The 22483-nt window shown below is 69.6% G+C and carries 26 protein-coding genes and 1 tRNA gene; 19 read left to right on the forward strand and 8 right to left on the reverse strand.

Features of this window, described 5'->3' with window-relative positions; genetic code table 11:
• The first annotated feature begins 18 nt into the window (after positions 1–18).
• The 3 genes from tmk to C3E78_RS01600 are packed head-to-tail and all read left to right on the forward strand — an operon-like array spanning position 19 to position 3334.
• Positions 19–660, forward strand: coding sequence for a dTMP kinase (gene tmk, locus C3E78_RS01590; RefSeq protein ID WP_108576662.1), 642 nt, complete (start codon positions 19–21; stop codon positions 658–660).
• Entirely contained in the window at positions 657–1808 is a 1152-nt protein-coding gene (locus C3E78_RS01595) for a DNA polymerase III subunit delta' (protein WP_108576663.1), read from the forward strand. The genes tmk and C3E78_RS01595 overlap by 4 nt, the downstream gene beginning before the upstream one ends.
• Positions 1805–3334 carry an alpha/beta hydrolase gene (locus tag C3E78_RS01600; protein WP_159085772.1) on the forward strand — a complete coding sequence of 510 codons (1530 nt, stop codon included), beginning with the start codon at positions 1805–1807 and terminating at the stop codon, positions 3332–3334. Before C3E78_RS01595 ends, C3E78_RS01600 begins: the two co-directional genes overlap by 4 nt.
• Positions 3335–3346: 12 nt before the next feature.
• Here the strand turns inward: C3E78_RS01600 and C3E78_RS01605 are convergent, their stop codons facing one another.
• Positions 3347–3634 carry a chorismate mutase gene (locus C3E78_RS01605; protein ID WP_108576665.1) on the reverse strand — a complete coding sequence of 96 codons (288 nt, stop codon included), beginning with the start codon at positions 3632–3634 and terminating at the stop codon, positions 3347–3349.
• Positions 3635–3730: 96 nt separating this feature from the next.
• Here C3E78_RS01605 and C3E78_RS01610 point away from each other — a divergent pair.
• A tRNA-Thr gene (locus C3E78_RS01610) sits at positions 3731–3806 on the forward strand.
• Between the two features lie 253 nt (positions 3807–4059).
• Here the strand turns inward: C3E78_RS01610 and C3E78_RS01615 are convergent.
• A complete protein-coding gene (locus tag C3E78_RS01615) occupies positions 4060–4644 on the reverse strand; it encodes a TetR/AcrR family transcriptional regulator (RefSeq protein ID WP_108576666.1) in 585 nt (194 codons plus the stop codon).
• A gap of 102 nt (positions 4645–4746) precedes the next feature.
• Here C3E78_RS01615 and C3E78_RS01620 point away from each other — a divergent pair, with 102 nt between their 5' ends.
• Positions 4747–5106: a DUF1330 domain-containing protein gene (locus C3E78_RS01620; protein ID WP_108576667.1), complete on the forward strand. Its 360-nt coding sequence runs from the start codon at positions 4747–4749 to the stop codon at positions 5104–5106.
• 245 nt (positions 5107–5351) lie between these two features.
• Here C3E78_RS01620 and C3E78_RS01625 read toward each other — a convergent pair whose 3' ends face one another.
• The 4 genes from C3E78_RS01625 to C3E78_RS01640 form a co-directional block, all read right to left on the reverse strand.
• Entirely contained in the window at positions 5352–5813 is a 462-nt protein-coding gene (locus tag C3E78_RS01625) for an Rrf2 family transcriptional regulator (protein ID WP_108576668.1), read from the reverse strand.
• Positions 5810–6673: an MBL fold metallo-hydrolase gene (locus C3E78_RS01630; RefSeq protein ID WP_108576669.1), complete on the reverse strand. Its 864-nt coding sequence runs from the start codon at positions 6671–6673 to the stop codon at positions 5810–5812. Before C3E78_RS01630 ends, C3E78_RS01625 begins: the two co-directional genes overlap by 4 nt.
• A gap of 161 nt (positions 6674–6834) precedes the next feature.
• Positions 6835–8046, reverse strand: a complete 1212-nt coding sequence (locus tag C3E78_RS01635) for a Cmx/CmrA family chloramphenicol efflux MFS transporter (RefSeq protein ID WP_108576670.1) — start codon at positions 8044–8046, stop codon at positions 6835–6837.
• Positions 8043–8888, reverse strand: a complete 846-nt coding sequence (locus C3E78_RS01640; protein WP_108576671.1) for an enoyl-CoA hydratase/isomerase family protein — start codon at positions 8886–8888, stop codon at positions 8043–8045. The genes C3E78_RS01635 and C3E78_RS01640 overlap by 4 nt, the downstream gene beginning before the upstream one ends.
• A 42-nt stretch (positions 8889–8930) precedes the next feature.
• On the opposite strand from C3E78_RS01640, the gene C3E78_RS01645 reads away from it, so the two are divergent.
• From C3E78_RS01645 to C3E78_RS01660, 5 genes are all read left to right on the forward strand, one after another.
• A complete protein-coding gene (locus tag C3E78_RS01645) occupies positions 8931–9332 on the forward strand; it encodes a winged helix-turn-helix transcriptional regulator (protein ID WP_108576672.1) in 402 nt (133 codons plus the stop codon).
• Between the two features lie 204 nt (positions 9333–9536).
• Positions 9537–10688 carry an NAD(P)/FAD-dependent oxidoreductase gene (locus C3E78_RS01650; RefSeq protein ID WP_199906902.1) on the forward strand — a complete coding sequence of 384 codons (1152 nt, stop codon included), beginning with the start codon at positions 9537–9539 and terminating at the stop codon, positions 10686–10688.
• A gap of 197 nt (positions 10689–10885) precedes the next feature.
• Positions 10886–11086, forward strand: coding sequence for a DUF6458 family protein (locus tag C3E78_RS01655; RefSeq protein ID WP_108576673.1), 201 nt, complete (start codon positions 10886–10888; stop codon positions 11084–11086).
• 59 nt (positions 11087–11145) lie between these two features.
• The gene (locus C3E78_RS18415) at positions 11146–11307 is read left to right on the forward strand and encodes a GPGG-motif small membrane protein (protein WP_168217214.1); all 162 of its coding nucleotides are present in this window, start codon (positions 11146–11148) and stop codon (positions 11305–11307) included.
• Positions 11308–11373: 66 nt separating this feature from the next.
• A complete protein-coding gene (locus tag C3E78_RS01660; RefSeq protein WP_108576674.1) occupies positions 11374–12747 on the forward strand; it encodes a serine/threonine protein kinase in 1374 nt (457 codons plus the stop codon).
• A gap of 4 nt (positions 12748–12751) precedes the next feature.
• Here C3E78_RS01660 and C3E78_RS01665 read toward each other — a convergent pair whose 3' ends face one another.
• On the reverse strand, positions 12752–13117 hold the full coding sequence (locus tag C3E78_RS01665; RefSeq protein ID WP_108576675.1) for an ArsR/SmtB family transcription factor: 366 nt from the start codon (positions 13115–13117) through the stop codon (positions 12752–12754).
• Between the two features lie 73 nt (positions 13118–13190).
• Between C3E78_RS01665 and arsB the strand changes: the two genes are divergently transcribed.
• From arsB to C3E78_RS01680, 3 genes are read left to right on the forward strand one after another with little or no spacing between them, the layout of a single operon-like run.
• Positions 13191–14267 carry an ACR3 family arsenite efflux transporter gene (gene arsB, locus C3E78_RS01670; RefSeq protein WP_108576676.1) on the forward strand — a complete coding sequence of 359 codons (1077 nt, stop codon included), beginning with the start codon at positions 13191–13193 and terminating at the stop codon, positions 14265–14267.
• A complete protein-coding gene (locus C3E78_RS01675) occupies positions 14264–14677 on the forward strand; it encodes an arsenate reductase ArsC (protein WP_108576677.1) in 414 nt (137 codons plus the stop codon). Before arsB ends, C3E78_RS01675 begins: the two co-directional genes overlap by 4 nt.
• Positions 14674–15996, forward strand: a complete 1323-nt coding sequence (locus C3E78_RS01680; RefSeq protein WP_108576678.1) for an NAD(P)-binding domain-containing protein — start codon at positions 14674–14676, stop codon at positions 15994–15996. The genes C3E78_RS01675 and C3E78_RS01680 overlap by 4 nt, the downstream gene beginning before the upstream one ends.
• Here the strand turns inward: C3E78_RS01680 and C3E78_RS01685 are convergent.
• Positions 15993–17177, reverse strand: coding sequence for a pyridoxal phosphate-dependent aminotransferase (locus C3E78_RS01685; RefSeq protein WP_108576679.1), 1185 nt, complete (start codon positions 17175–17177; stop codon positions 15993–15995). The genes C3E78_RS01680 and C3E78_RS01685 overlap by 4 nt on opposite strands.
• A 93-nt stretch (positions 17178–17270) precedes the next feature.
• On the opposite strand from C3E78_RS01685, the gene C3E78_RS01690 reads away from it, so the two are divergent.
• From C3E78_RS01690 to C3E78_RS01715, 6 genes are all read left to right on the forward strand, one after another.
• Positions 17271–18428, forward strand: coding sequence for an MFS transporter (locus tag C3E78_RS01690; RefSeq protein WP_159085773.1), 1158 nt, complete (start codon positions 17271–17273; stop codon positions 18426–18428).
• A gap of 202 nt (positions 18429–18630) precedes the next feature.
• Positions 18631–19341, forward strand: a complete 711-nt coding sequence (locus C3E78_RS01695) for a sortase domain-containing protein (protein WP_135804893.1) — start codon at positions 18631–18633, stop codon at positions 19339–19341.
• A 5-nt stretch (positions 19342–19346) separates the two neighbouring features.
• Positions 19347–19994, forward strand: coding sequence for an orotate phosphoribosyltransferase (gene pyrE, locus C3E78_RS01700; protein ID WP_108576682.1), 648 nt, complete (start codon positions 19347–19349; stop codon positions 19992–19994).
• Positions 19991–20620, forward strand: coding sequence for a TrmH family RNA methyltransferase (locus C3E78_RS01705; protein ID WP_108576683.1), 630 nt, complete (start codon positions 19991–19993; stop codon positions 20618–20620). The genes pyrE and C3E78_RS01705 overlap by 4 nt, the downstream gene beginning before the upstream one ends.
• 43 nt (positions 20621–20663) lie before the next feature.
• Entirely contained in the window at positions 20664–21014 is a 351-nt protein-coding gene (locus tag C3E78_RS01710; RefSeq protein ID WP_108576684.1) for a hypothetical protein, read from the forward strand.
• 40 nt (positions 21015–21054) lie between these two features.
• On the forward strand, positions 21055–22428 hold the full coding sequence (locus tag C3E78_RS01715) for an FAD-dependent oxidoreductase (protein ID WP_108576685.1): 1374 nt from the start codon (positions 21055–21057) through the stop codon (positions 22426–22428).
• Positions 22429–22483 lie beyond the last annotated feature (55 nt).

A 22483-nucleotide genomic window follows, 5' to 3' on the forward strand; every position in this document is an offset into this window, starting at 1 on the left:
AGCGACTAGGCTCGCAGCATGGATCCGCTCTTCACCGACACCGGGGTGTTCCTCGCCCTGGAAGGCGGGGAGGGCGCCGGCAAGTCGACCCAGGCCGCACTGCTCGTCCAGTGGCTCGAGGGCCTCGGGCACGACGTGCTGCTGACGCGGGAGCCCGGGGGCACGGACGTCGGCACCATCTTGCGCCGCATCGTCCTGGACAACAGCACCGGCGAGCTCTCGCCCCGAACCGAGGCGCTCATCTACGCCGCCGACAAGGCCGAGCACGTCGACCGCGTCGTGCTGCCCGCGCTGTCGGCCGGGTCGATCGTGCTCACCGACCGGTACGTCGACTCGACCCTCGCCTACCAGGGTGCCGGCCGCGACCTGGACTTCGCCGAGCTGGAGAGCGTGGCGCGCTGGGCGACGTCCAACCTGCGCCCGCACCTGACGATCGTGCTCGACATCGACCCCACGATCGGTCATGCCCGGTTCGAGGGGGCGGACCGCATGGAGTCCGAGCCGCTGGAGTTCCACCAGCGGGTACGCCAGCACTTCCTAGACCTCGCGGCCGCCGACCCCGCTCACTACCTCGTGGTGACCGGTGGCGGCACGCCCGAGGAGATCCACCGCACGATCCGCGAGGCCGTCGAGCCGTGGCTGAAGCAGGTCGACCGATGACGGTGACCGACGTCTGGACCGATCTCGTGGGTCAGGAGCCCGTCGTCGAGACGTTGCGCTCCGCCGTGGCGTCCGCCGGCGGTGAGGGTCGTTCGATGACCCACGCGTGGCTGTTCACCGGCCCGCCGGGCTCGGGCCGGTCCAACGCCGCCCTCGCGTTCGCCGCAGCGCTGCAGTGCGAGCAGGGCGGGTGCGGTCACTGCCACTCGTGCACGAGCGCCCGTGCCGGCAGCCACCCCGACATCACGGTCATCACGACCCAGGGCCTGACCATCGGTGTCGACGGCATCCGGGAGTACGTCCGGGCGTCCTCGCTGCGCCCGGCCCTCGGCCGCTGGCAGGTGCTCGTCGTGGAGGACGCCGACCGGCTCACCGACCAGGCCGCCGCCGCGCTGCTGAAGGCGATCGAGGAGCCGTCCAAGCACACCGTCTGGATGCTCTGCGCCCCGTCGGCCGAGGACGTCATGATCACGTTGCGGTCCCGCTCGCGGTCGGTCGTGCTCCGCACCCCCGGCACGGCGGCGATCGCCCGGTTGCTGGTCGAGCGCGACGGCATCGAGCCGGGGATGGCGCAGGCCGTCGCCGCGGCCTCGCAGGGACACATCGGCCGGGCCCGTGGTCTGGCCCGCGACACCGCGGCCCGCGAGCGGCGTCGCGCGATCTTGTCGATCCCGGTCTCGATCCACGGCCTCGGCGACTGCATGACGGCGGCGCAGCGCATCAGCGACGAGGCGACCGCACGGGCGGCTGACTTCTGCGACACCGCCGACGAGCGCGAGCTCGCCGACCTGCGCCAGGCCTGGGGAGTGGAGGAGCGCGGTCGCCGGCCTGCAGGGTTCGCCGGTGCCGTCTCGACGCTGGAGAAGGACCAGAAGCGTCGCCGCACCCGCCTCACCCGGGACGGCATCGACGGCGTGCTGCTCGACCTGCTCTCGTTCTGCCGCGACGTCCTGACCGTGCAGTGCGCGACCGGCATCGCCCTGGTCAACGCCGACGTCGCCGACGACGTCGCCGAGATGGCCCGCGTGTGGACGCCCGAGTCGACGATCGGCGCCATCGATGCCATCGTCGAGTGCAGGGAGTCGTTGACCGCCAACGCCGCCCCGCTCCTCGCCCTCGAACGCATGATGATGGGACTTCGCCGGTGACCCGTGCGCGTACGACCCTCGTGGTCACGATCGTCCTCGCCCTCCTGGTCGGCATCGCGGTCTACGCCGCGATCGCCACCCGGGACGACTCCACGTTCTCCGCCCCGAAGCCGGTCGACGCGCCGGCGCCCCAGGGCCTCGAGCGGTTCTACGACCAGAAGGTCGACTGGACCTCGTGCGACGGAGCCCGCTGCGCGTGGGTCACGGTGCCGATCGACTACGCCAAGCCCGACGGCGACACGACCCGCATCCGGGTCAAGGTGCATCCGGGCAAGAACGCCAAGCGCTCCCTGTTCGTCAACCCCGGCGGCCCGGGCGGCTCGGCGATCGACTTCTCCGACCGCATGGTCAGCGAGTTCGGGCCCAACGTCCGCGACATGTACGACATCGTGGGCGTCGACCCCCGCGGCGTGGGTGAGAGCTCGCCGCTGAAGTGCCTGCCGCCCACGCAGTTCGACGCGTTCGTCGCGACCGATCCCGACCCCGACGACGACGCCGAGGTCACGGCGCTCCGCGAGAGCTCGGAGACCATGGGCGCGGCCTGCCTGAAGAACTCCGGACCCCTCGCGGCGCACGTCTCGACTGTCGAGGTGGCCCGCGACATGGACGTCGTCCGGGCGCTGCTCGGCCGCAGCAAGCTCGACTGGTTCGGCGCGTCCTACGGCACCCAGCTCGGCGCTGTCTACGCCGAGCTGTTTCCCGACACCGTCGGCCGCATGGTCCTCGACGGTGCGGTCGACCCCACCCTCGACGCGGTCGAGAGCAGCTTCGCCCAGACCACCGGCTTCCAGCGCGCCCTCGAGGCGTACGCGAAGGACTGCGTGAAGAAGTCCGACTGCCCGATCGGCGACGACGCCGAGGCCGGCATGGCCAAGATCGCCGACCTGTTGAAGCAGCTCGACGAGAACCCGCTCAAGCTCCGTGACGGCCGCCAGCTCACCGAGGGCAATGCGTTCTACGGCGTCGCGGTCACGCTGTACGACCAGGAGACCTGGACCTACCTCACCCAGGCGCTGCGCGCGGCGTTCGCGGGCGACGGCTCGGTCCTGATGATCCTGTCCGACACCTACTTCGACCGCCAGCAGGACGGTTCCTACGCCACCAACGGCGGCCAGGTCATCTACGCCGTGAACTGTCTCGATGCGGGCGGCAAGGGCCTGTCGGTCGCGGAGACGAAGGCCCAGCTGCCGCGCTTCGAGAAGGCGTCACCGGTCTTCGGGTCCGCGCTCGGCTGGGGCGCACTGGGCTGCAGCGACTGGCCGATCAAGGCGGCCAACCCGCTGCCGGACATCGACGCGAAGGGCGCTCCGCCGATCCTCGTGGTCGGCACGACCCGCGACCCCGCCACGCCCTACGAGTCCGCCCAGGCGCTGGCCTCGCAGCTCGACTCCGGCGTGCTGCTGACGCGCGAGGGCGACGGTCACACGGCGTACGTGTCGGGCAACCGGTGCATCGTCGAGGCTGTCGACACGTACCTCGTCAAGGGCACGCCGCCCAAGGACGGCACGGTCTGCAAGGAGTCCTGACCGGACCGGGTCCTAGGTGCGCGCGCTCTCGTGGTGGCGGATGACCTCCGCGATGATGAAGTTGAGGAACTTCTCGGCGAACGCGGGGTCCAGGTCGGCGTCGATCGCCAGGGTCCGCAGCCGCGCGATCTGACGCTCCTCGCGGGCCGGATCGGACGGCGGGAGGTCGTGCTCGGCCTTCAGACGACCGACGCGCTTGGTGTACTTGAACCGCTCGGCCAGCACGTGGATGAGGGCGGCGTCGATGTTGTCGATGCTCGCGCGGATCTCGTCGAGCTCTGCCTGCGTCGTGTCGGTCACGGGTCAGATTCTACGGGGGGCGGGGTGGTGCACGACTGCCACGACCAACAGGTAGACTCTCCTCTTGGTTCGGCGGGCGATCCCCGGCGGACCATGGCCGCCTTAGCTCAGTCGGTAGAGCGTTTCACTCGTAATGAAAAGGTCGTCGGTTCGATTCCGACAGGCGGCTCCACCGCAGGTCCGTGACCTGCACTTTCTTCTGCTGCGCCGGCGGGCTGTAGCCGGCAGAGGTTTGTGCGCACACAATGCGCACTCATTCGGGACAAGACCCCACTTGGCGCAGACACTCGTTCTGCCGTCACTCCGATAGTCCGTCCTCCGCGAGGGCGTCACGCGTCATTCGGCACGTGGAGCCTGTGGATCGCGCTGCGAGTCCTTGCTCCAGCCACGCGACATGCCGGTCGACGTGCGCTCTCAGGGAGGGTCTACGAGCCGAGCAGCAGTGCCTTCGCTGCGGAAGACACGCGGTCTGAGAGTTCTGTTCCGGCGGTGGCTCTGGACAAGGTGAGCGCTCCGACGAGGATGAGCAGGGACTGGAGTCGTTCCTGCTCCGATTCTGCCGTGCTTGCTTCGTCCTGGAACGGCTTGAGCGCCTCCAGAGTCTGGGCGAGCCCGTGGATGTAGGCGTTGCGGATCGCGCTTCCGTCGCCGGCGCGGGCCGACTCCGTGGCCAGAGCTGTGTTCGCACATCCCCCCGCCCGGTCCTCGCGGTGCTCGCGTGAGAGATAGGCCCGGACGAGGTTGTCCCAGGCGTCATTCTTGTTCGTCGACGATTCCAGGACATCCTGCATGACGCCGATGAGCTCGGAGAAGGCTTCCTCTGCGGCGAGGTTCATCAGCTCATCCTTCGACGAGAAGTGCTTGTAGAAGCCGCCGTGCGTCAATCCGACCTCGCCCATCACCTTCTGAACGCTGATCGCCGAGTCCCCTTGCTCCCGAAGGAGCCGCGAGGCGGCACCGATGATCTCTCGCCGGTGCTTTGCAGTCTCACTACGAGATGACTTGGCCATGTGAACCGTCCTTTCGATGTTCAGATTACACCCATCATCCAACTTGAACCTGAGGAATAAGGCAGTTAGATTACGAACAACATCTAAAAGAAGGGTTGACCCATGTCGACATATCTCATCAACCACCTCCGCATCCCCGGTGGCGTTCCGAACGAGCAGGGGCTGACTTACCTCGAGCAGGTCGAGGCAACCGTCGTTCCCTTCGGCGGCCGCTGGCTCGCTCAGGGGGCGCCGGACGTCGTCAAGGAGGGCAGCTGGGACGGCGCCGTCGTCCTCATGGAGTTCCCCGATCGTGACGCGGCGGAGGGGTGGTACGCCTCAGAGGCGTACCAGCACATCCTGCCGCTGCGGGTCGGGAGCTCCATCTCGGACCTCGTCTTCATCGACCAGCTCCCTGACGAGTTCACCGTCAAGGGCTTCGCCGGCGATGTCCGCGCGGCGCTCAACGCCGCGGCCGCGTAGGCCCGTTGCTTCAAGGGTCAGCCGTCCGAGCTCAAGGTGAACACGGCGGGACCGTTGCACTCGCACCGCCAGGGGGCGGAGGGATCTCTGCCCCCTGACAGTGGGCACCCCTCTCGCAGCTTTCGAGCCGCCGGGGATATGAAGGCGGCTCGATCGCCCGCGCTCAGCGGTAGATCTGTTCGCGTTCTCGCCGGGGGGCATGGTGCCGGCAGCACAGGCATCGCCGCTTGTTGACGGTCCGATGGTCAGGGCGTAGCGGGGTTTGCCACGGTGTAGTTGGACGCCGCGAGCGTCGCATCCAAAGATGCCGCGAGTGTGACTGTGGCCAGCTGTTCGTCGGCTGCGCGCTCTGCTTCGCGGTAGACCTCGGTGAGAGTGGGCCTGATGCTGCGGCCGATCGGGCAGTTCTCGGACGGTGGCGAGGAGTGCAAGCCGAACAACGGCCCGTCATCGAGGGCGCGCCGCACGTCGGCAACGGTGATGTCCTCGGCGGGGCGGGTGAGCGCCCAACCAGCGTTCGCACCGCGCCGTGACACGACCAGTCCTGCATCCCTGAGTCGACTCAGCAGCCTACGGATGACCACGGGGTTCGTCTTCGCGCTGCCCGCGATGCCGTCTGACGTCGCCGGGCCCTTGCCTTGTCGGGCGTGGAGCTCGATCCATTCCAGCGAGTGGATTGCGAGTGTCAATCGGGAGTTCGCGCTCACGCGATCTGTCCGGCGGTCGGCGCCCCTTTGATGAGTTTCGCCGCGCCCCACGCTGAACCGACGTTCGTTCGTCCCGGCTGCTTGACGAGCAGCTGCCGGTAGAAGTCGAGGGCATCTGCCGAGGTCCCTGCTATCTCGTCCACGTCCCGAAGATACGTGATGGTCGCGTCGATATCGGCCGGGGAATCGCCGTTCTGCGGCTGCTTGTGTCCGCTGACCACGAACCGCGGGTGGAGCTCCTTCAGCCGTGGCAACGCGGTGATCCAGTTCTGCCGAGTCTCCGGGGTCGTCTCGACAAGGTAGGCATACGTGGCGTTGTAGACCACGTCGCCGCCAACGATCAAGCCGAGGCCGGGCACCCACAGGCAGGTACTTCCCTCTACGTCGGTGTGGCCCGCCTCGATCACCCTCAGCTCGTTACCCTCGAGGTCGAAGCGATCGCTGTCCAGGGCTTCCGGGAACTCGACCGGAGGAATCTGGCCAGGGAACAGTTTTTCCCAGAACCCGGCGAGGTACGCAGGCTCCGCCTGGACGCGCAATTCGGCGATCGTTCCCTCCGTGGCCAGGATGCGAGCATCCGGGAACGCAGCGCGCAACGCCCCGATGCCGAACGCGTGGTCACCGTGACCGTGCGTGAGATACACCGCCGCGAGGTTTCTGTCGTGCGCGCGGACCCACTCAATGAGGCGTTCGTTTTGCTCGACCGTTGTGAAGGTGTCGACCAGGACCGCGTCGCGCTCGCCCCAGATCAGCGTGGAGCTGTTCGCCACCCAACGTAGGTCGTTGTCGCCTTCCGGCAGATCTCGGGTGACGCCGTCGCGGCGTTCGGTCTTCACTTCGTAGTGCAGGTCGCTCGTCATCAGATCATTCCCTTTCGTCGGCAAATTCAATGTAACTGATATGGTTACATTGATCAAGGTCGACGGGGTCACTGCCGCCGCAACCTTGTGCGGCAACCGCTTCAGGCCGCGATCGCCGGAGCAGCGGCTCGCGGGCGACCGTGAGACTGACGTCGTACCGGTCAGCGAGCTCCTGTGTCTTCAGCGGCTCCTCGCCGGCTCAGCGCGGTGGCAGCGACGATCGCGAGCGCCGCGGCCGCCAGGGCCGTTCCGGCGACCGCCGGCCCGCGCACCCCCAACCCCGTGGACAACGCCAGCCCGCCGAGCAGTGGCCCGATCATGTTGCCGACGTTGAACGCCGACACGCTCAACGACGACGCGAGGGTCGGTGCCTGCCCGGCGAGGTGCAGGGCCTGGGACGTGAGAACAGGCGCGACGACGAAGGCGCTGGTGCCGAGGACGACCACCAGAGGGACGACGAGCCAAGGCGTGCCGGGACCGAAGCCCAGCAGCGCCAGAACGGCGACTGTGACAGTGATCGCCGTCAGTGGTGTGGCCGTGGGCCGGGCATCGCCGAATTGGCCACCGAGCACCGTGCCGACGAACGCGCCGATCCCGAATCCGATCAGGACCGCCGGCACTACTGCTTCCGGTAGCCCGCTGCGCTCGGTCAGCAAGGGAGACACGTAGTTGAAGGCCGCGAAGACCGCCCCCTGGGCGAAGGCGGCCGTCGCGTAGACCGCCCACAAGCGGGGCCGGCGAAGAGCGCGCACCTCATCGCCCAGCGACGGCGACGTCTTCTCGGACTGCTGGGGCACCTGGAGAGAGACCGCCACGGCCAGGGCGAGCGACAGCCCGGCGAGCGCCCAGAACGGCCCACGCCATCCCAGCTGTGAGCCTGCATAGGAGCCCAGGGGGACGCCCGCGACGTTCGCGACGGTCAGGCCGCCCACCAAGACGCCGAGCGCCTTGGCCTGATGCGTGCGAGGCACCGCCTGGGTCACTACTACCGCTCCCACCGCCCAGTAGGCGCCGGTGGCGAACGCAGCGGTCACCCGCACCACCAGCAGCAGGGGGAAGTCAGAGGTCACCGCGGCAATGACGTGACTGATCGCGAACACCACCAGCGCGACGACCAGGGTGGTGCGACGAGGGAGCCGCATGGTCACGACGGTCATCGTCGGCGCTCCCACCACCATGCCCAGCGCGAACGCGGAGACGAGCAGACCGGCCTGCGGCAACCCGACGTCGAGGTCGGCCGCCATCTGGGGCAGGAGCCCGGCGAGCATGAACTCGCTCGTACCGAGAAGGAAGATGCCGAGCGAGACCAGCCACACCACGGCGGGCAGCCGGACGCTCCCGACCGTTTCCTCCGCCTTGCGTGTTCGGGTCACCGGGCGAGGTTTGCGCGCAGGACCTCTTCGAGGTTCAGCTCGACCTCGCGCGTGTGAACCCCGGCTGCGAGGGCTGCCCGAGCAAGCTCTCCGGACGCCGGCGTGAACGTCTCGCCGAGCAGGCGGTCTTCCGCGCGCAGTGCGTCCTCGAGCGGGCCGCCTGCCGCGTCGACTGCTTCGGTGGCCGCGGCGCGGACACCGGCGGGCAGAGTCGCGATGGTCATGGCGACCCACTCGACATAGTCGTCCAGCTCTGCGGCGGGCAGAGCTCGGTTCACCCATCCCCAACGCTCGGCAGTCGCCGCGTCGACGAGCCCGCCTGTCAGCACGATCTCGAGGGCGCGAGCGCGCCCCACCAGGCGGGGCAGGTGGGCAGTTGCACCAGATCCGGGAACGATGCCGATCAGCGTCTCGAACTGGCTGAACGCCGCTGTCTCCAGGGCCGCGAAGCGCAGATCCAGGCTGGAAGCCAGCTCGGAACCACCGCCACGAGCGAGTCCTGCCACTTTGGCGATGGTGGTCTGAGGCAGACGCCGCCAGCGTTCGTGGAGCCGCATCATCGGGCCCGTTCCGACAAGCGTCTCCTCGGCGATCGGCAGGGCGGCGTACGTCGCGGGGTCCTCCACGAATGACAGGTCGCCGTGTGCCAGGAAGAACTCCGGATTGGCGCTCTGGACCACGATGACGTGCAGATCGGGATCGTTCTCGGCCGATGCAGCGACAGCGTCCAGGTCGAGCAACAGCTGAGCTGTCATCAGGTTGACGGGCGCAACATCGATCGAGACCCAGAGCACTCCGTCCTGGCGGTTGAGATGAAGGCTGGGCAGGGACTGTTCGGTCATGAGAATCCTTGGAATTGAAGGTATCTCTGGTATACCTGGTACATGACAGGTACTTCAACGAAACCTGGTATCCCCGATGAGCGGGTCGGTCGCGAGCCCATCGCCCGCCCGCAGTGCGAGCTGCTGGATCAGCTGATGGACAAGTGGGGTCAGATGCTGCTGGGCGCGTTGTGCCAGCAGCCGCGACGCTTCAACGAGCTCAAGAGAGAGCTCGACGGGATCACTCAGAAATCCCTCGCGCAGACGCTGCGACGATGGGAGCGCAACGGCCTGGTCGAGCGCCGGGTGCTGAACCAACGCCCCGTTGCTGTGGAGTACCGGATCACCCCGCTGGGTCGCTCGCTCGAGGAGCCCTTCTTGATCCTGCGCGCCTGGACCGCCGATCACCTCGACGAAGTCGAACGACACAGGGCTGCATTCGACGACAACGGGGACGCTCTCTAGGCGGCGGCTCGCGTCAGCGGCCGGCGAGACACGTGTCGGCCCAGCCGCACACGCATGGCGCGGTGAGCCAGTCGCCTTTCCGGGCAGTGATGGGCGACCAGCGCACCGGGCCGCCCCGGCGGCGCGTCCGCGCCTCGACGGGGTGGTCGTGACCCGCCACGCGTCGTAGACTCTGGCCTCCGCTGCTGCCCACCAGGGGGTCTCATGAAGGTGCCCGTCGCGGCGGACGTCGTGGTGATCGGCGGCGGCGTGATGGGGCTCAGCACCGCGTACCACCTGGCGCGAGCCGGCGTCGAGCGTGTCGTTCTGCTCGAGCGGGGTGCTCTGGGGGAGGGCTCGACGTGCAAGGCCGCCGGTGGCGTGCGGGCGTTGTTCTCCGACGAGATCAACATCCGGCTTGGACAGCACAGTCTCGAGACCTTCGAGCGGTTCGGTGCCGAGTTCGACCAGGAGATCGACCTGCACCAGGTGGGCTACCTGCTGCTGGCCTCGGACGACGACTCGTTGGCCGCGTTCGAGCGCAACGCCGACCTGATGACAGCTCTTGGTCTCGAGGCGCACACGGTGGACGTGGCCGAGGCCGCCCGGTTGTCGCCGCTGATCTCGACCGACGGACTCGTGGGCGGGCTGTACTCCCCGCGAGACGGGCACTGCACCCCCGAGGCCGTGGTGCTCGGGTACGCCCGCGCCGCCCGCCGCGCCGGCGTCACGATCCTCACCGGCACGGCGGCGACCGGCATCGACGTCGAGGACTCAGCAGTCACTGCGGTGCGCACGGACGCAGGTGTCATCTCCACGCCTTCGGTCGTCTGTGCTGCCGGCGCCTGGTCGAGGGAGGTCGCGGCGTGGGCCGGCGAGATGCTGCCGATCGAGCCGCTGCGCCGGCAGATCGTCGTCACGGAGCCGGTGGAGGGCCTCGATCCCGGGACGCCGTTCACGATCGACTTCTCGTCGTCGTTCTACTTCCACGGTGAGGGTCGCGGCCTGCTCATGGGCGCGCCCGAGCGCAGCGACGCGTGGGGGTTCGACCAGTCGCGCGACCCGGACTGGCTCGAGGACCTCGCGGAGTGCATGGAACGTCGCGTGCCGTCGCTGGCCGACATCGGGCTCCAGAGCGGATGGGCCGGGCTCTACGAGATGACCCCGGACCACAACGCGGTGATCGGGAGGTCGGACGTCGTCAAGGGTTTCCTGTACGCAGCGGGCTTCTCCGGGCACGGGTTCCTGATGGGGCCGGCCGTCGGCGAGGTCATGAGAGACCTCCACCTCGGGCGGACGCCGTTCGTCGACGTCTCGCCGCTGCACGCCTCGAGGTTCCCGGCCGGTGCCGGACGCCCCGAGCTGAACATCGTCTGAGGGGCAGAAGGGGCGACGGAGACGTCCGGACCTGCGACAAATTGCGAAGAATTTCCTGCTGTCACGGCAGTGGAAACTCAGAGTTACCAAAAGTCGACTTTCTCAGGAGTGTTTAAGGATCAGGACCACGGGTACACGTTCTTTCGCCGTTGTGGCGACCTGCCCTTCTCGGGCAGGCCTTAACGAAAGGACCGACCATGTATTTCGGTGGATCCATCGCTCTCATCGCGATCGGCGCGATTTTCGCGTTCGCGGTCGAGGACCGTATCGACGGCGTCGACCTGACGACCGTCGGCTACATCTGCATGGCTGCTGGTGCTCTGGGCATCATCCTCAGCCTCATCGTCAGCGGCCAGCGCTCGCGCGGCGCCCGCCGCGACGAGCTCCCGCCCCGCTGACCACCACTCGTAACACCCCGGGTGCCGCACCGTGTGGCGCCCTCATTGGAAGGAAAATCATGGGATTTCTGCTCTGGATCGTCGCTGTTGCTCTCGTCATCTACGGGATCATCTCGCTGTTCAACGGGAGCATCCTGCTCGGCATCATCCTGATCATCCTGGGCTGCGCCGTGGGCCCGGGCGGTTGGAGCATCTTCAACCGTCGCGGATCGCGCGCCTGACACCCGCCACCCCGCTGCCCTCACCCGAGGGCAGCGGGGTGCTCGGTCTTTCGCCGAGAAAATCTGATGAACGAGATCCTCAACGAGCGATATGAGCTCGGGGATGTGATCGGCTCGGGCGGCATGGGAGCCGTCTACCGGGCCACCGACCTGCGCCTGGGGCGCGTCGTGGCCATCAAGATCCTGCGGGGCGGCGTGCTGGCCGACGAGGTCGCCCGCTCCAGGATGCGCAGCGAAGCAAGTCTCGCCGCATCCATCAACCACCCTGGCGTCGCCCAGGTGTTCGACTTCGAAGAGGACCGCTCCGCGAACGGAGGCCTGTCCTTCATCGTCATGGAGCTCATCGAGGGACAGAGCCTGTCCCAGATCCTGCGTGAGCAGGGCGTCCTCCCCGCCGAGCAGGTGCTGTCGGTGATCAAGGAGGTCGCCGAAGGTCTCGACGCCGCCCACCGCGTCGGTGTCGTGCACCGGGACCTGAAGCCGTCGAACGTCATGCTGACGGCGTCGGGCCGCGCCGTGCTCGTGGACTTCGGCATCGCACAGACCCTCGCGAGCGACCCGGTGACCGACACCGGTGTCATGGTCGGCACCGTCGAGTACATGAGCCCCGAGCAGGCCAGGGGGCGACCCGCGACGTCGCAGTCCGACCTCTACGCGCTGGGCGTCGTCGCGTACCGGTGCCTGACCGGAACCTCGCCGTTCCGGCGGGACTCACAGATCGCCACCGCACTCGCCCACCTTCACGACGACCTCCCGACGCCGCCCTCCACGGTGCCGGTCGAGGTCGACCAGCTCATCCGCTCGCTGACGACCAAGGAGCCCGCGAGCCGACCACCCGACGCGGCGGCGGTCGCCCTCGAGGCCGGCCGGATCCGCTCCGTCGTGCTGAGTCAGGCCTTTCTCGGCTTCAGGAGCCTGTGGCCACCCGACCCCGCGGTGCCCAATGTCGTCGGCATGGAGGAGTCGCAGGCGAAGGCTGAGATCCGGGAGGCCGGCATGGACGTCAGCATGCACCGCGTCGACGTGCCCGGAGAGGTGGCCGGGCACGTCGTCGACCAGAAGCCCGAGGGCGGCCGGCCGGGCTGGGAGGCGGACCCGGTGACGCTCTCGGTCGTCTCGGGCAAGGTGCGCGTCTCCCCGGAGACGGTGATCGGCACGACGTACGCCGAGGCGTCTGCGGCCCTCCACGAGCTCGGCTTCGAGGTCAGGCGCAACAACGTCGTGCAGACCGACAACATCGGTGTCGTCGTGGCGATCGACAAGTCTGGCCGGATCCCCATCGGCTCCACCATCACCCTGTCGGTGGCGTTGCCGCCCCACGTGACCCTGACCTCGTCCGAGGAGCCGACCGCCCCCGGCTCCCCGAAGAGCCACAAGGGCGACGCCCGGCCGTGGAAGAAGGGCCGCGACCGGTCGAAGGGGAAGAAGGCGAAGGAGTAGCGGGTCAGACCCGTGCGGGCGCGCCGGCCACGAGGGTGGCGGCGAGGTCCTCGAGCGAGCCGGGCACGACGGCGTAGTAGCTCCAGATGCCGCGCTTGGTGCGGCTGAGCAGCCCGGCGTCGACGAGGATCTTGAGGTGGTGGCTCACGGTCGGCTGGCTGAGCCCCACCGGCCCGGTGAGGTCGCACACGCAGGCCTCGGCGCCGTCGTGGGCGGCGACCATCGACAGCAGTCGTACGCGCGTGGGGTCCCCGAGCGCCTTGAACCTTGCCGAGAGCGTGACGGCGTCCTCGGCGGACATCGCCTCGCTGGCGAGTGGCGCACAGCAGGCGCTGAGGTCGATCGGGCCGTCTGCCCCGGAGGTTGCCATGCGCCCAGCGTACCCAACGCATTGACATTCGTCGATGGGTTGCTAGGGTCGGGCATCGACGAACTTCGATGGGATGACCGTGACGACAACCTCTGAGCCGACCGTACGCCGGCTGTCGACCCTCGACCGGTTCCTCCCGGTGTGGATCATCTCGGCGATGGTCGCCGGCCTGCTGCTCGGCCGTGTCTGGCCGGGCGTCGCCGACGCGCTCGACACGGTGACGATCGGGTCGGTGTCGCTGCCCATCGCCGTCGGCCTCCTGGTGATGATGTACCCGGTCCTGGCGAAGGTCCGCTACGACGAGACCCGCGCGGTCGTCGGCGACCGGCGCCTGATGGTCGCGTCGATCGTCCTCAACTGGGTCCTGGGTCCGGCGCTCATGTTCGCCCTCGCCTGGCTGCTGCTGCCCGACCTCCCCGAGCTCCGCACCGGCCTGGTGATCGTGGGCCTGGCCCGATGCATCGCGATGGTGATGATCTGGAACGACCTCGCGTGCGGCGACCGCGAGGCCGCAGCGGTGATGGTCGCAATCAACAGCGTCTTCCAGGTCGTGGCCTTCGGCGTCCTCGGCTGGTTCTACCTGCAGCTGCTGCCCGGATGGCTCGGGCTGTCCACCACGAGCGCGGAGTTCTCCGTCGGGGCGATCACGCTGAGCGTCCTGGTGTTCCTCGGTCTCCCGCTCCTCGCAGGCTTCCTGACCCGCACGCTCGGCGAACGTCGCTGGGGCCGGGAGGTGTACGAAGGCAGGTTCCTCCCGCGGATCGGCCCGTGGGCGCTGTACGGCCTGCTGTTCACGATCGTCGTGCTTTTCGCCCTGCAGGGGGACGCCGTCACGAGCAATCCGCTGGACGTCGTCCGCGTCGCCGTGCCGTTGCTGATCTACTTCGCGACGATGTTCTCGCTCGGCATGGCCTCCGGGCGGCTCCTGGGGCTGGGGTACGAGCGCACCACGGCGCTCGCGTTCACCGCTGCCGGCAACAACTTTGAGCTGGCGATCGCCGTCGCGATCGGCACGTTCGGCGTCACCTCCGGCCAGGCGCTCGCCGGAGTGATCGGCCCGCTGATCGAGGTCCCTGTCCTGGTCGCGCTCGTCCACGTCGCGCTGCGCATGCGCCCACGCTTCCACCCCGTCGAGAGGTCCGTCCGATGACGACTCCCACCGTCCTGTTCGTGTGCGTGCACAACGCCGGCCGCTCCCAGATGGCAGCGGGCTTCCTGTCCCACCTGGCCGGCGACGCGATCGAGGTGCTCTCGGCCGGCTCGCAGCCCGGCAACGCGGTCAACCCCGTCGCGGTCGAGGCGATGGCCGAGGTCGGCATCGACATCGCCGGCGCCCAGCCGAAGGTCCTCACCACGGACGCCGTCCAGGCCTCCGACGTCGTCGTCACGATGGGATGCGGCGACGAGTGCCCCTACTTCCCCGGCAAGCGGTACGAGGACTGGGTCCTCGAGGATCCCGCAGGCCAGGACATCACCGTCGTGCGTCGCGTCCGCGACGAGATCCGCGCCCGGGTCGAGTCGCTCATCGCCTCGCTCGACCCCCAGGAAGGAACGCCATGAACCAGAACGCTGCACTGCCCGTCGTCGTGATCGGAGCCGGCCCCATCGGGCTGGCCGCCGCCGCCAGCCTGGAGGCGTACGGCGTGGACTTCCTCGTCGTCGAGGCCGGTGAGGACGCCGGCACCGCGGTGTCCGAGTGGGGTCACGTGCGGCTGTTCTCGCCGTGGTCCGAGCTCGTGGACCCCCGCGCGCGGGCCGTCCTGGAGTCGACGGGCTGGACGGCGCCGGACGCCGACGCGTACCCGACCGGTGCCGACTGGGTCGTCGACTACCTCCGCCCGCTCGCCGCAGCGCTCGGGCGGGTGGCGTACGGCCATCGCGTCACCGCCGTGACCCGCTCCGGGCGGGACCTGCTCATCGATGCCGATCGCGAGAGCGCCCCGTTCGTCGTGCACGCCGAGACGGCGGACGGCGCACGGCGCATCCTCGCCCGAGCGGTGATCGACGCCTCCGGGACGTGGCACGGCACCAACCCCCTCGGCAGTGACGGCGTCAGCGCGACCGGCGAGCAGGGCCTCGGCGACCTGATCTCGTACCGGATCCCCGATCTGGACGATCCGGCCACGCGCGCCAGGTACGCCGGCAAGCACGTCGCGGTGGCCGGCACGGGCGCCTCGGCGAAGTCCGCACTGGTGGGCCTGCACGGCCTGGCGGACACCGGGACCACCGTCACGTGGCTGATCCGGCGCGGGAGCGTCGCCCCGGCGTTCGGTGGTGAGGACGCCGACGAGCTGGCGCAGCGCGGCGCGCTCGGCAGCAACGCGCGCCGGGCGGTCGAGGCCGGCGCAGTCGAGACCGTGACCGGGTTCCACACCGTCGCGGTCTCCGCCGGCGAGGACGGGACGCTGCGTCTGGAGTCCGCGGACGGCAGGACCGTCGACGGCGTGGACGAGGTCGTCGCCCTGACCGGCTTCCGTGCCGACCCGAGCCTCCTCGCAGAGGTGCGCACCGACCTGGACCCCGTGCTCGGCGCTCCGCGGGACCTGGCCATGCACATCGACCCGCGGTTCCACTCGTGCGGGACGGTCCAGCCGCACGGCGTCGACCTGCTGTCGCACCCCGAGGCCGACCTGTTCATCGTCGGCATGAAGTCCTACGGCCGGGCGACGTCGTTCCTGGCCATGACCGGTTTCGAGCAGACCCGCTCGGTCGCGGCCCACCTGGCCGGCGACCACGCGGCGGCTGCCGCCGTCGAGCTCACCCTGCCCGAGACCGGCGTGTGCGGCGGGGCCGGGGACTTCGGTGCCGTGGCCTCGGACGGCGGCGGCTGCTGCGCGCCGGCCGAGCCCGAGGTGCTGACGATCGGGCGGTTCTCCTAGGCGCGCGGGACCAGGGCACCGAGGCGGTCGACCGCCTCGCGCAGGACCTCGGGCCGCTTGCAGAACGCCCACCGGACCAGCGGTCGGCCGGGGTTGTCGGGACCGTCCGCAGGGGTCGCCGGGTCGTAGAACACCTGGTGGGGGATCGCCGCGACCCCGACGCGGTCGGGCAGGCGACGGCAGAAGTCCAGGCCGTCCTCGAAGCCGAGCGGGCGGATGTCGGTGGTGACGAAGTACGTCCCCTCCGGGACGAACACCTCGAAGCCGACCTGGCGCAGCCCGTCGGACAGCAGGTCACGCTGCGACTGCAGGCGGGTGGAGAGGTCGGTGAAGTAGGCGTCGTCCGCGCCGAGCGCGTGCGCGATCGCCGGCTGCAGGGGCGAGCCGGACGTGTAGGTGAGGAACTGCTTCGCGCCGAGCATCGCCCGCACGAGGGGTGCGGGCCCGGTGGCCCAGCCGATCTTCCACCCCGTGAACGAGAACGTCTTGCCGGCGCTGGAGATCGTGAGCGTCCGCTCGGCCATGCCCGGCAGCGTCGCGATCGGGATGTGGGGCAGACCGTCGAAGGTCAGGTGCTCGTAGACCTCGTCGGTGATCACGACGAGGTCGTGCTCGATCGCGATCGCCGCGACCGCCTCCAGCTCGTCGCGGCGCAGCACCGAGCCGGTCGGGTTGTGCGGGGTGTTGAGCAAGATGGCCGTGGTGCGCGGGGTGACGGCGGCACGCAGCTCGTCGATCGGCAGCCGGAAGTCGGGCGCGCGGAGCGTCACGGGCCGCCGGACGGCGCCGGACATCTGGAGGACCGCGACGTACGAGTCGTAGTAGGGCTCCAGCGCGATCACCTCGTCGCCCGGGTCGACCAGCCCGAGCAGCGCCGCCGCGACGGCCTCGGTCGCCCCTGTCGTGACGGCGACCTCGGTGTCGGGATCGACCGCCAGCCCGTAGAAGCGCTGCTGGTGCGCGGCGATCGCGGACCGCAGCTCGGGCACGCCCGTCCCCGGCGCGTACTGGTTCCTGCCGCCGCGCAGCGCCTGCACCGCTCGGTCGACGACGTCGTCGGGCCCGTCCGTGTCGGGGAACCCCTGTCCGAGGTTGACCGCGCCGGTGCGCGCGGCGAGGGCGCTCATCTCGGCGAAGATCGTGGTGCCGAGACCCGCGATCCGGGAGCTGGAGGTCTTCATCGCCTGAGCCTAGTGCGGGACGCGCGCATCCTCGGGTCGTCCCGCGTACGGATCGGTCCCCGAGGGGACCGTTGCGCCCCTACGATGACGCAGGTGACGGATCTGAGACGTACGCGCGTCGCGGTCGCTGCCGGCTTCTTCCTGCAGGGACTCGTCTTCGCCTCGATCGTGACCCAGGCGCCGCGCATCAAGGACCGCTTCGACATCGGCGACGGTGGGCTGACCGGCATCCTCGTGCTGGTCGCGGTCGTGTCGGGAGTCGGCAGCGTGGTCGCCGGGATGATCGCCGAGCGCCGGACCAGCGCGACCGCGTTCCGGCTCGCGCTCCTCACGATCGGCCTGGGCGCCCTGCTGATCGGGCTGGCCCCGACCCTGCCGCTCGTGGTGGCCGCGTTCGTCGTCTACGGGCTGGGTGTCGGTGCGGTCGACGCGGGCATGAACATGCAGGGCGTACGCGTGCAGGCCGCGTACGGCTCGAGCATCATGGCCAGCTTCCACGGGATGTGGTCCGTCGGCGGGATCCTCGGCGCGTTGTACGCCGCGGGCGTCGCGGAGGTCGACGTGCCCTTCGTGGCCTCGCTCGTCGTCGTCGCGGTCGTCACCTGGCTGGTGGCGCTGGCCGCCGCGCCACGGTTCTTCCGGGCGCAGGAACGCGACCCGGGGTTGTCCGCGAAGGGACTCGACCTGCCGTGGCGGCCGGTGCTGGTCTTCGGCCTCGTGATCCTGCTCTTCTACTCCTCGGACACCGGCATCCTGACGTGGAGCAGCGTCTACCTCGAGGACGCGCTGGACGCGACGAAGTCCGTGGCCCCGCTCGCGTACGGGGCGTACCAGGCGGGCGCCCTGGTCTCCCGGTTCGGCGGCGACCTGCTGGTGCGACGCATCGGCGCGCCCGCGGTGGTGGGCATCGGCACGGCCACCGGGATCGTGGGGCTCGTGACGGTCGTCGCTGCCGCCGCACCGGCGATGGCGATCGCCGGCTTCTTCGTGGTCGGTCTCGGGCTCGCGGTCCTGGCGCCGCTCGCGTTCGCGGCCCTGGCCGGAGCCGTGCCGGCCGCGTCGGTCGACGTCGCGATCGCGCGGATGAACATCGCGAACTACCTGGGGGCGATCCTCGGCGGCGGACTCATCGGAGCGGCTGCGTCGGCCGATCACCTGCGCTGGGCGTTCGTCATCCCGCTCGTCCTGGTGCCGGTCGTGCTGCTGTTCACGCGGTCCTTCCGGACCGCGGACGACCTGCAGAGGACATAAGTCGGCCCACCGTTCTCGGGGGGTGAAACGGTGGGCCGACAACAGGCGCCAACGGCGGTGAGGCACATCGACCCTGCAACATCCATACTACGCGACGGGGGTGCCCGCCGGGCCAAAAGGGTCACTTTCTCATCCCCTTCTTGGGCGGTGTCGTCCCCGGTGTGGTCATGCAGTCCGCCGCGCGGGTGACACAATCACTGTCATGACTGCAGCCCACTTGCCGCCGCGTCCCCGGCGCGGAGCGTGGGGCCGCGCCGTCACCGCCTTCGGGGTCGCCCTCATCCTCGCCGGACTGGCCGTCCTGGGGTGGTTCGCGTGGCAGTACTTCGGCACCAACATCGTCGCCAAGCGCGAGCAGGCGCAGATCAAGCAGACGCTCAAGATCGACTGGGGCAAAGGCATCGACAGCGACGCGATCGGGCTGCTGAGGGTCAAGCGGTTCGGCAACGACTTCGAGGTCCCGATCGTCAAGGGCACCGACGGCGGAGCCCTCGAGCGGGGTGTCGGCTGGGACCCCAAGTCGGGCAAGCCCGGACAGATCGGCAACTTCGTCATCGCCGGCCACCGCGTCACGCACGGAGAGCCGTTCGCGAAGTTCCCCAAGCTCAAGGCCGGCGACAAGGTCGTCGTGGAGACCCGGACGGCCATCTACACGTACCGTCTGCGCAACGCCGGCACGTCCGTCACGGTCGACTTCACGACGTCGTGGCCGTTGTGGGACGTCCCGGACCCGGATGGTCGCGGTGACGTCCAGACCAAGCCCGTGCTGACGATGCTGACCTGCTCCGAGCTGTTCCACACCCGCAACCGCAGCGTGGTGGTCGCCGACATCGTCAAGACCGTCAAGAAGACCAAGGCCAACAGCAAGACCCCCGGGGACACCAAGACCCCCACGAAGATCAAGGCGGACTGACGGGCATGCAGGACTACCAACGCTCCTTCATCGAGCTCGCCCTCGACCACGGCGTGCTGCGCTTCGGCGAGTTCACGCTCAAGTCGGGCCGGACCTCGCCGTACTTCTTCAACGCGGGTCTGTTCAACACCGGCGCGCGGCTGGCCGGACTCGGACGCTTCTACGCCGACGCGATCGTCGACAGCGGCGTCGAGTTCGACGTGCTGATGGGCCCCGCCTACAAGGGCATCCCGATCGCCTCGGCGGCCGCCGTCCAGCTGTCGGCCGTCCACGACCGGGACGTCCCGTGGTGCTTCAACCGCAAGGAGGCCAAGGACCACGGCGAGGGCGGCCTCATCGTCGGCTCGCCACTGGCTGGCCGGGTCCTCGTCGTCGACGACGTCATCACGGCCGGCACGGCGATCCGTGAGGTCATGCAGATCGTGGACTCGGTCGACGCGTCGGTCGCCGGCATCGTCGTCGCCGTCGACCGGCAGGAGCGCGGGCGCGGCGAGCTCTCGGCGATCCAGGAGGTCGAGCGCGACTTCGGCGTGCCGGTGATCTCGATCATCTCGTTCGACCAGATCATCGAGTACGTCGAGGAGACCGGTCGTCATGCCGAGCATCTCGACGCGATCCGCGGGTACCGCGAGGAGTTCGGCACCTCCGCATGAGCGAGCTCGTCACCGATTCGGTGGCCGAGTCCGTCGGCGTCGGGCCCTGGGAGGGGGAGTGGCCGGCCGGGGACCACTTCGATCCCGAGCTGCTGCGCGACGGCGACCGGCGCAATGTCGTGGACCGCTATCGCTACTGGACGCTCGACGCGATCGTCGCCGATCTCGACCAGCACCGGCACCCGTTCCACGTCGCGATCGAGAACTGGCAGCACGACTTCAACATCGGGTCGATCGTCCGGACCGCGAACGCGTTCGCGGTCGCCGAGGTGCACATCGTCGGCCGCCGACGGTGGAACCGGCGCGGCGCGATGGTGACGGACCGCTACCAGCACGTGCGTCACCACGCCACCGTCGAGGAGCTCGCCGCCTGGAGTGCGGACGCGGGCCTGACCGTGATCGGCATCGACAACGTCGAGGACTCGGTGCCGATCGAGACCGCCGAGCTGCCGCGCGAGTGCGTCCTGGTCTTCGGCCAGGAGGGGCCCGGCCTCTCCGACGAGGCCCGCGCGGCCTGCCAGCGCACGCTCTCGATCGCGCAGTTCGGGTCCACCCGGTCGATCAACGCGGGCGCCGCGGCCGCGATCGCGATGCACACCTGGATCCGGCAGCACGCGGAGCTCTGAGCGTCAGGTTGTCACCTCGGGCCGTCGGTGCGAGGGTGAGGCCGTGATCAAGCGCAGCAGTCGCACGCCCGTGCCCGGCAAGCCCGACCAGCACTCCCTGGACGGCCGGCTCACGAACCTGGGGTTCGGGGTGTTCGTGGCGGCGCTGGCCCTCGGCGTGCTCATCTCCCTGTGGTTCCAGGCGACCACGTGCTTCGAGTCGTGCCGGACCTCCCGCACGACGCTCGCGTACGTCGTCACCTACAGCGGGTTCGCCGCAGCGTGTGTCCTGGCGTTCGGCGGTGCGCGCCGAGCGGCCGGTCGCGGCACGATGCGCGCGATCTGGCCCGCCGTGGGGATCGTGGTGGTGTTCGTGTCCATCGTGATCGGCATCAAGATCGCCGAAAGCGTCTGAGCCCGCGCAGCGGTGACGGACCGACCGTAGGCTCGCACCCATGGGCAATCGAGTGGTCATCATCGGCGGCGACGCGGCAGGGATGACGGTCGCCGCGGCGCTGCGTCGTCGGCTGGGCGAGGACGACGAGGTCGTCGTCCTCGAGCGCGGCGGGTGGACGTCGTACTCGGCGTGCGGCATCCCGTACTGGATCTCCGGCGAGGTGCGGTCGGCCGACGCGCTCGTGGCGCGTACGCCCGAGGAGCACCTGAAGCACGGCATCGACCTGCGCCTCGGGGTCGAGGCGGTCGCGATCGACCCGCAGGCGCGAACCGTGTCGGTGCGCGACGGCGACCCGGTGAGGTACGACCGGCTGGTGCTGGCGACAGGGGCTGAGCCCGTGCGGCCCGACCTGCCCGGGATCGACGGCCACGGCATCCACGGGGTGCAGTCCCTCGACGACGGCCAGGTGCTCATCGACGCGCTGGCGCAGGGCCCGAGCCGGGTCGTCGTGGTCGGCAGCGGTTACATCGGCCTGGAGATCGCCGAGGCCTGCGTGGAGCGCGGGTTCGCGACGACCGTCGTGGAGCGCGGTGCGCACCCGCTGCCGATCGTCGAGGCCCCGCTGGGCGAGCAGATCGCGGACGGGATGCGTGCGCACGGCATCCACCTGCAGACGGGTGCGGCGGTCACCGGGTTCGCGCTCGACGACTCGGGTCGGGTCGCGGCGGTCCAGACCGAGCACGAGACCTTTCCCGCGGACCTCGTCGTGCTGGGTCTCGGCGTGACGGCACGGTCGGGCCTGGCGGCCGACGCGGGCCTGCCCACCGGACCCAAGGGCGGGATCGTCGTCGACGAGCACCAACGCGTCGACGGCTTCCCGGACATCTGGGCGGCCGGGGACTGCGTCGCGACCCTCGACCGGGTGACGGGCGAGCTGGTGCACCTGCCGCTGGGCACGCACGCCAACAAGCAGGGCATGGTCGCCGCCGACAGCATCGTCGCCGACCTGCTGGGCGAGGAGCCGCACCTGGCGTTCCCGGGCGTCGTGCAGACCGCGATCACGAAGTTCTGCTCGCTCGAGATCTCGCGTGTCGGCCTCGGGGAGCAGCAGGCTCGCGACGCCGGCTTCGATCTCGTCGTCGTCACGATCGAGACGACCAACGCCGCCGGCTACATGCCCGACCCGGGGATGATGACGGTCCTCATGGTCGCCGACCGCGCCACGCGGCGCCTCCTCGGCGCGCAGATCGTCGGCTCGGAGAGCTCCGCCCTGCGGATCGACGTGGCGGCGACCGCGCTGGCGGCCGGCATGACCGTCGACGAGGTCGTCATGCTCGACCTCGCGTACGCCCCGCCGTTCTCGTCGGTCTGGAGCCCGATCCAGGTCGCGGCCCGTGCCGCCGTCAAGGCCTTGGCGGCGCCCCGACCGTGAGCGGGGGGCGCGGCGGGATCTCGGTGGCTGACACCAACCACCGCCCCCACTCGCG

Source organism: Aeromicrobium chenweiae, from assembly GCF_003065605.1.
In the GTDB taxonomy this organism is placed as follows: domain Bacteria; phylum Actinomycetota; class Actinomycetes; order Propionibacteriales; family Nocardioidaceae; genus Aeromicrobium; species Aeromicrobium chenweiae.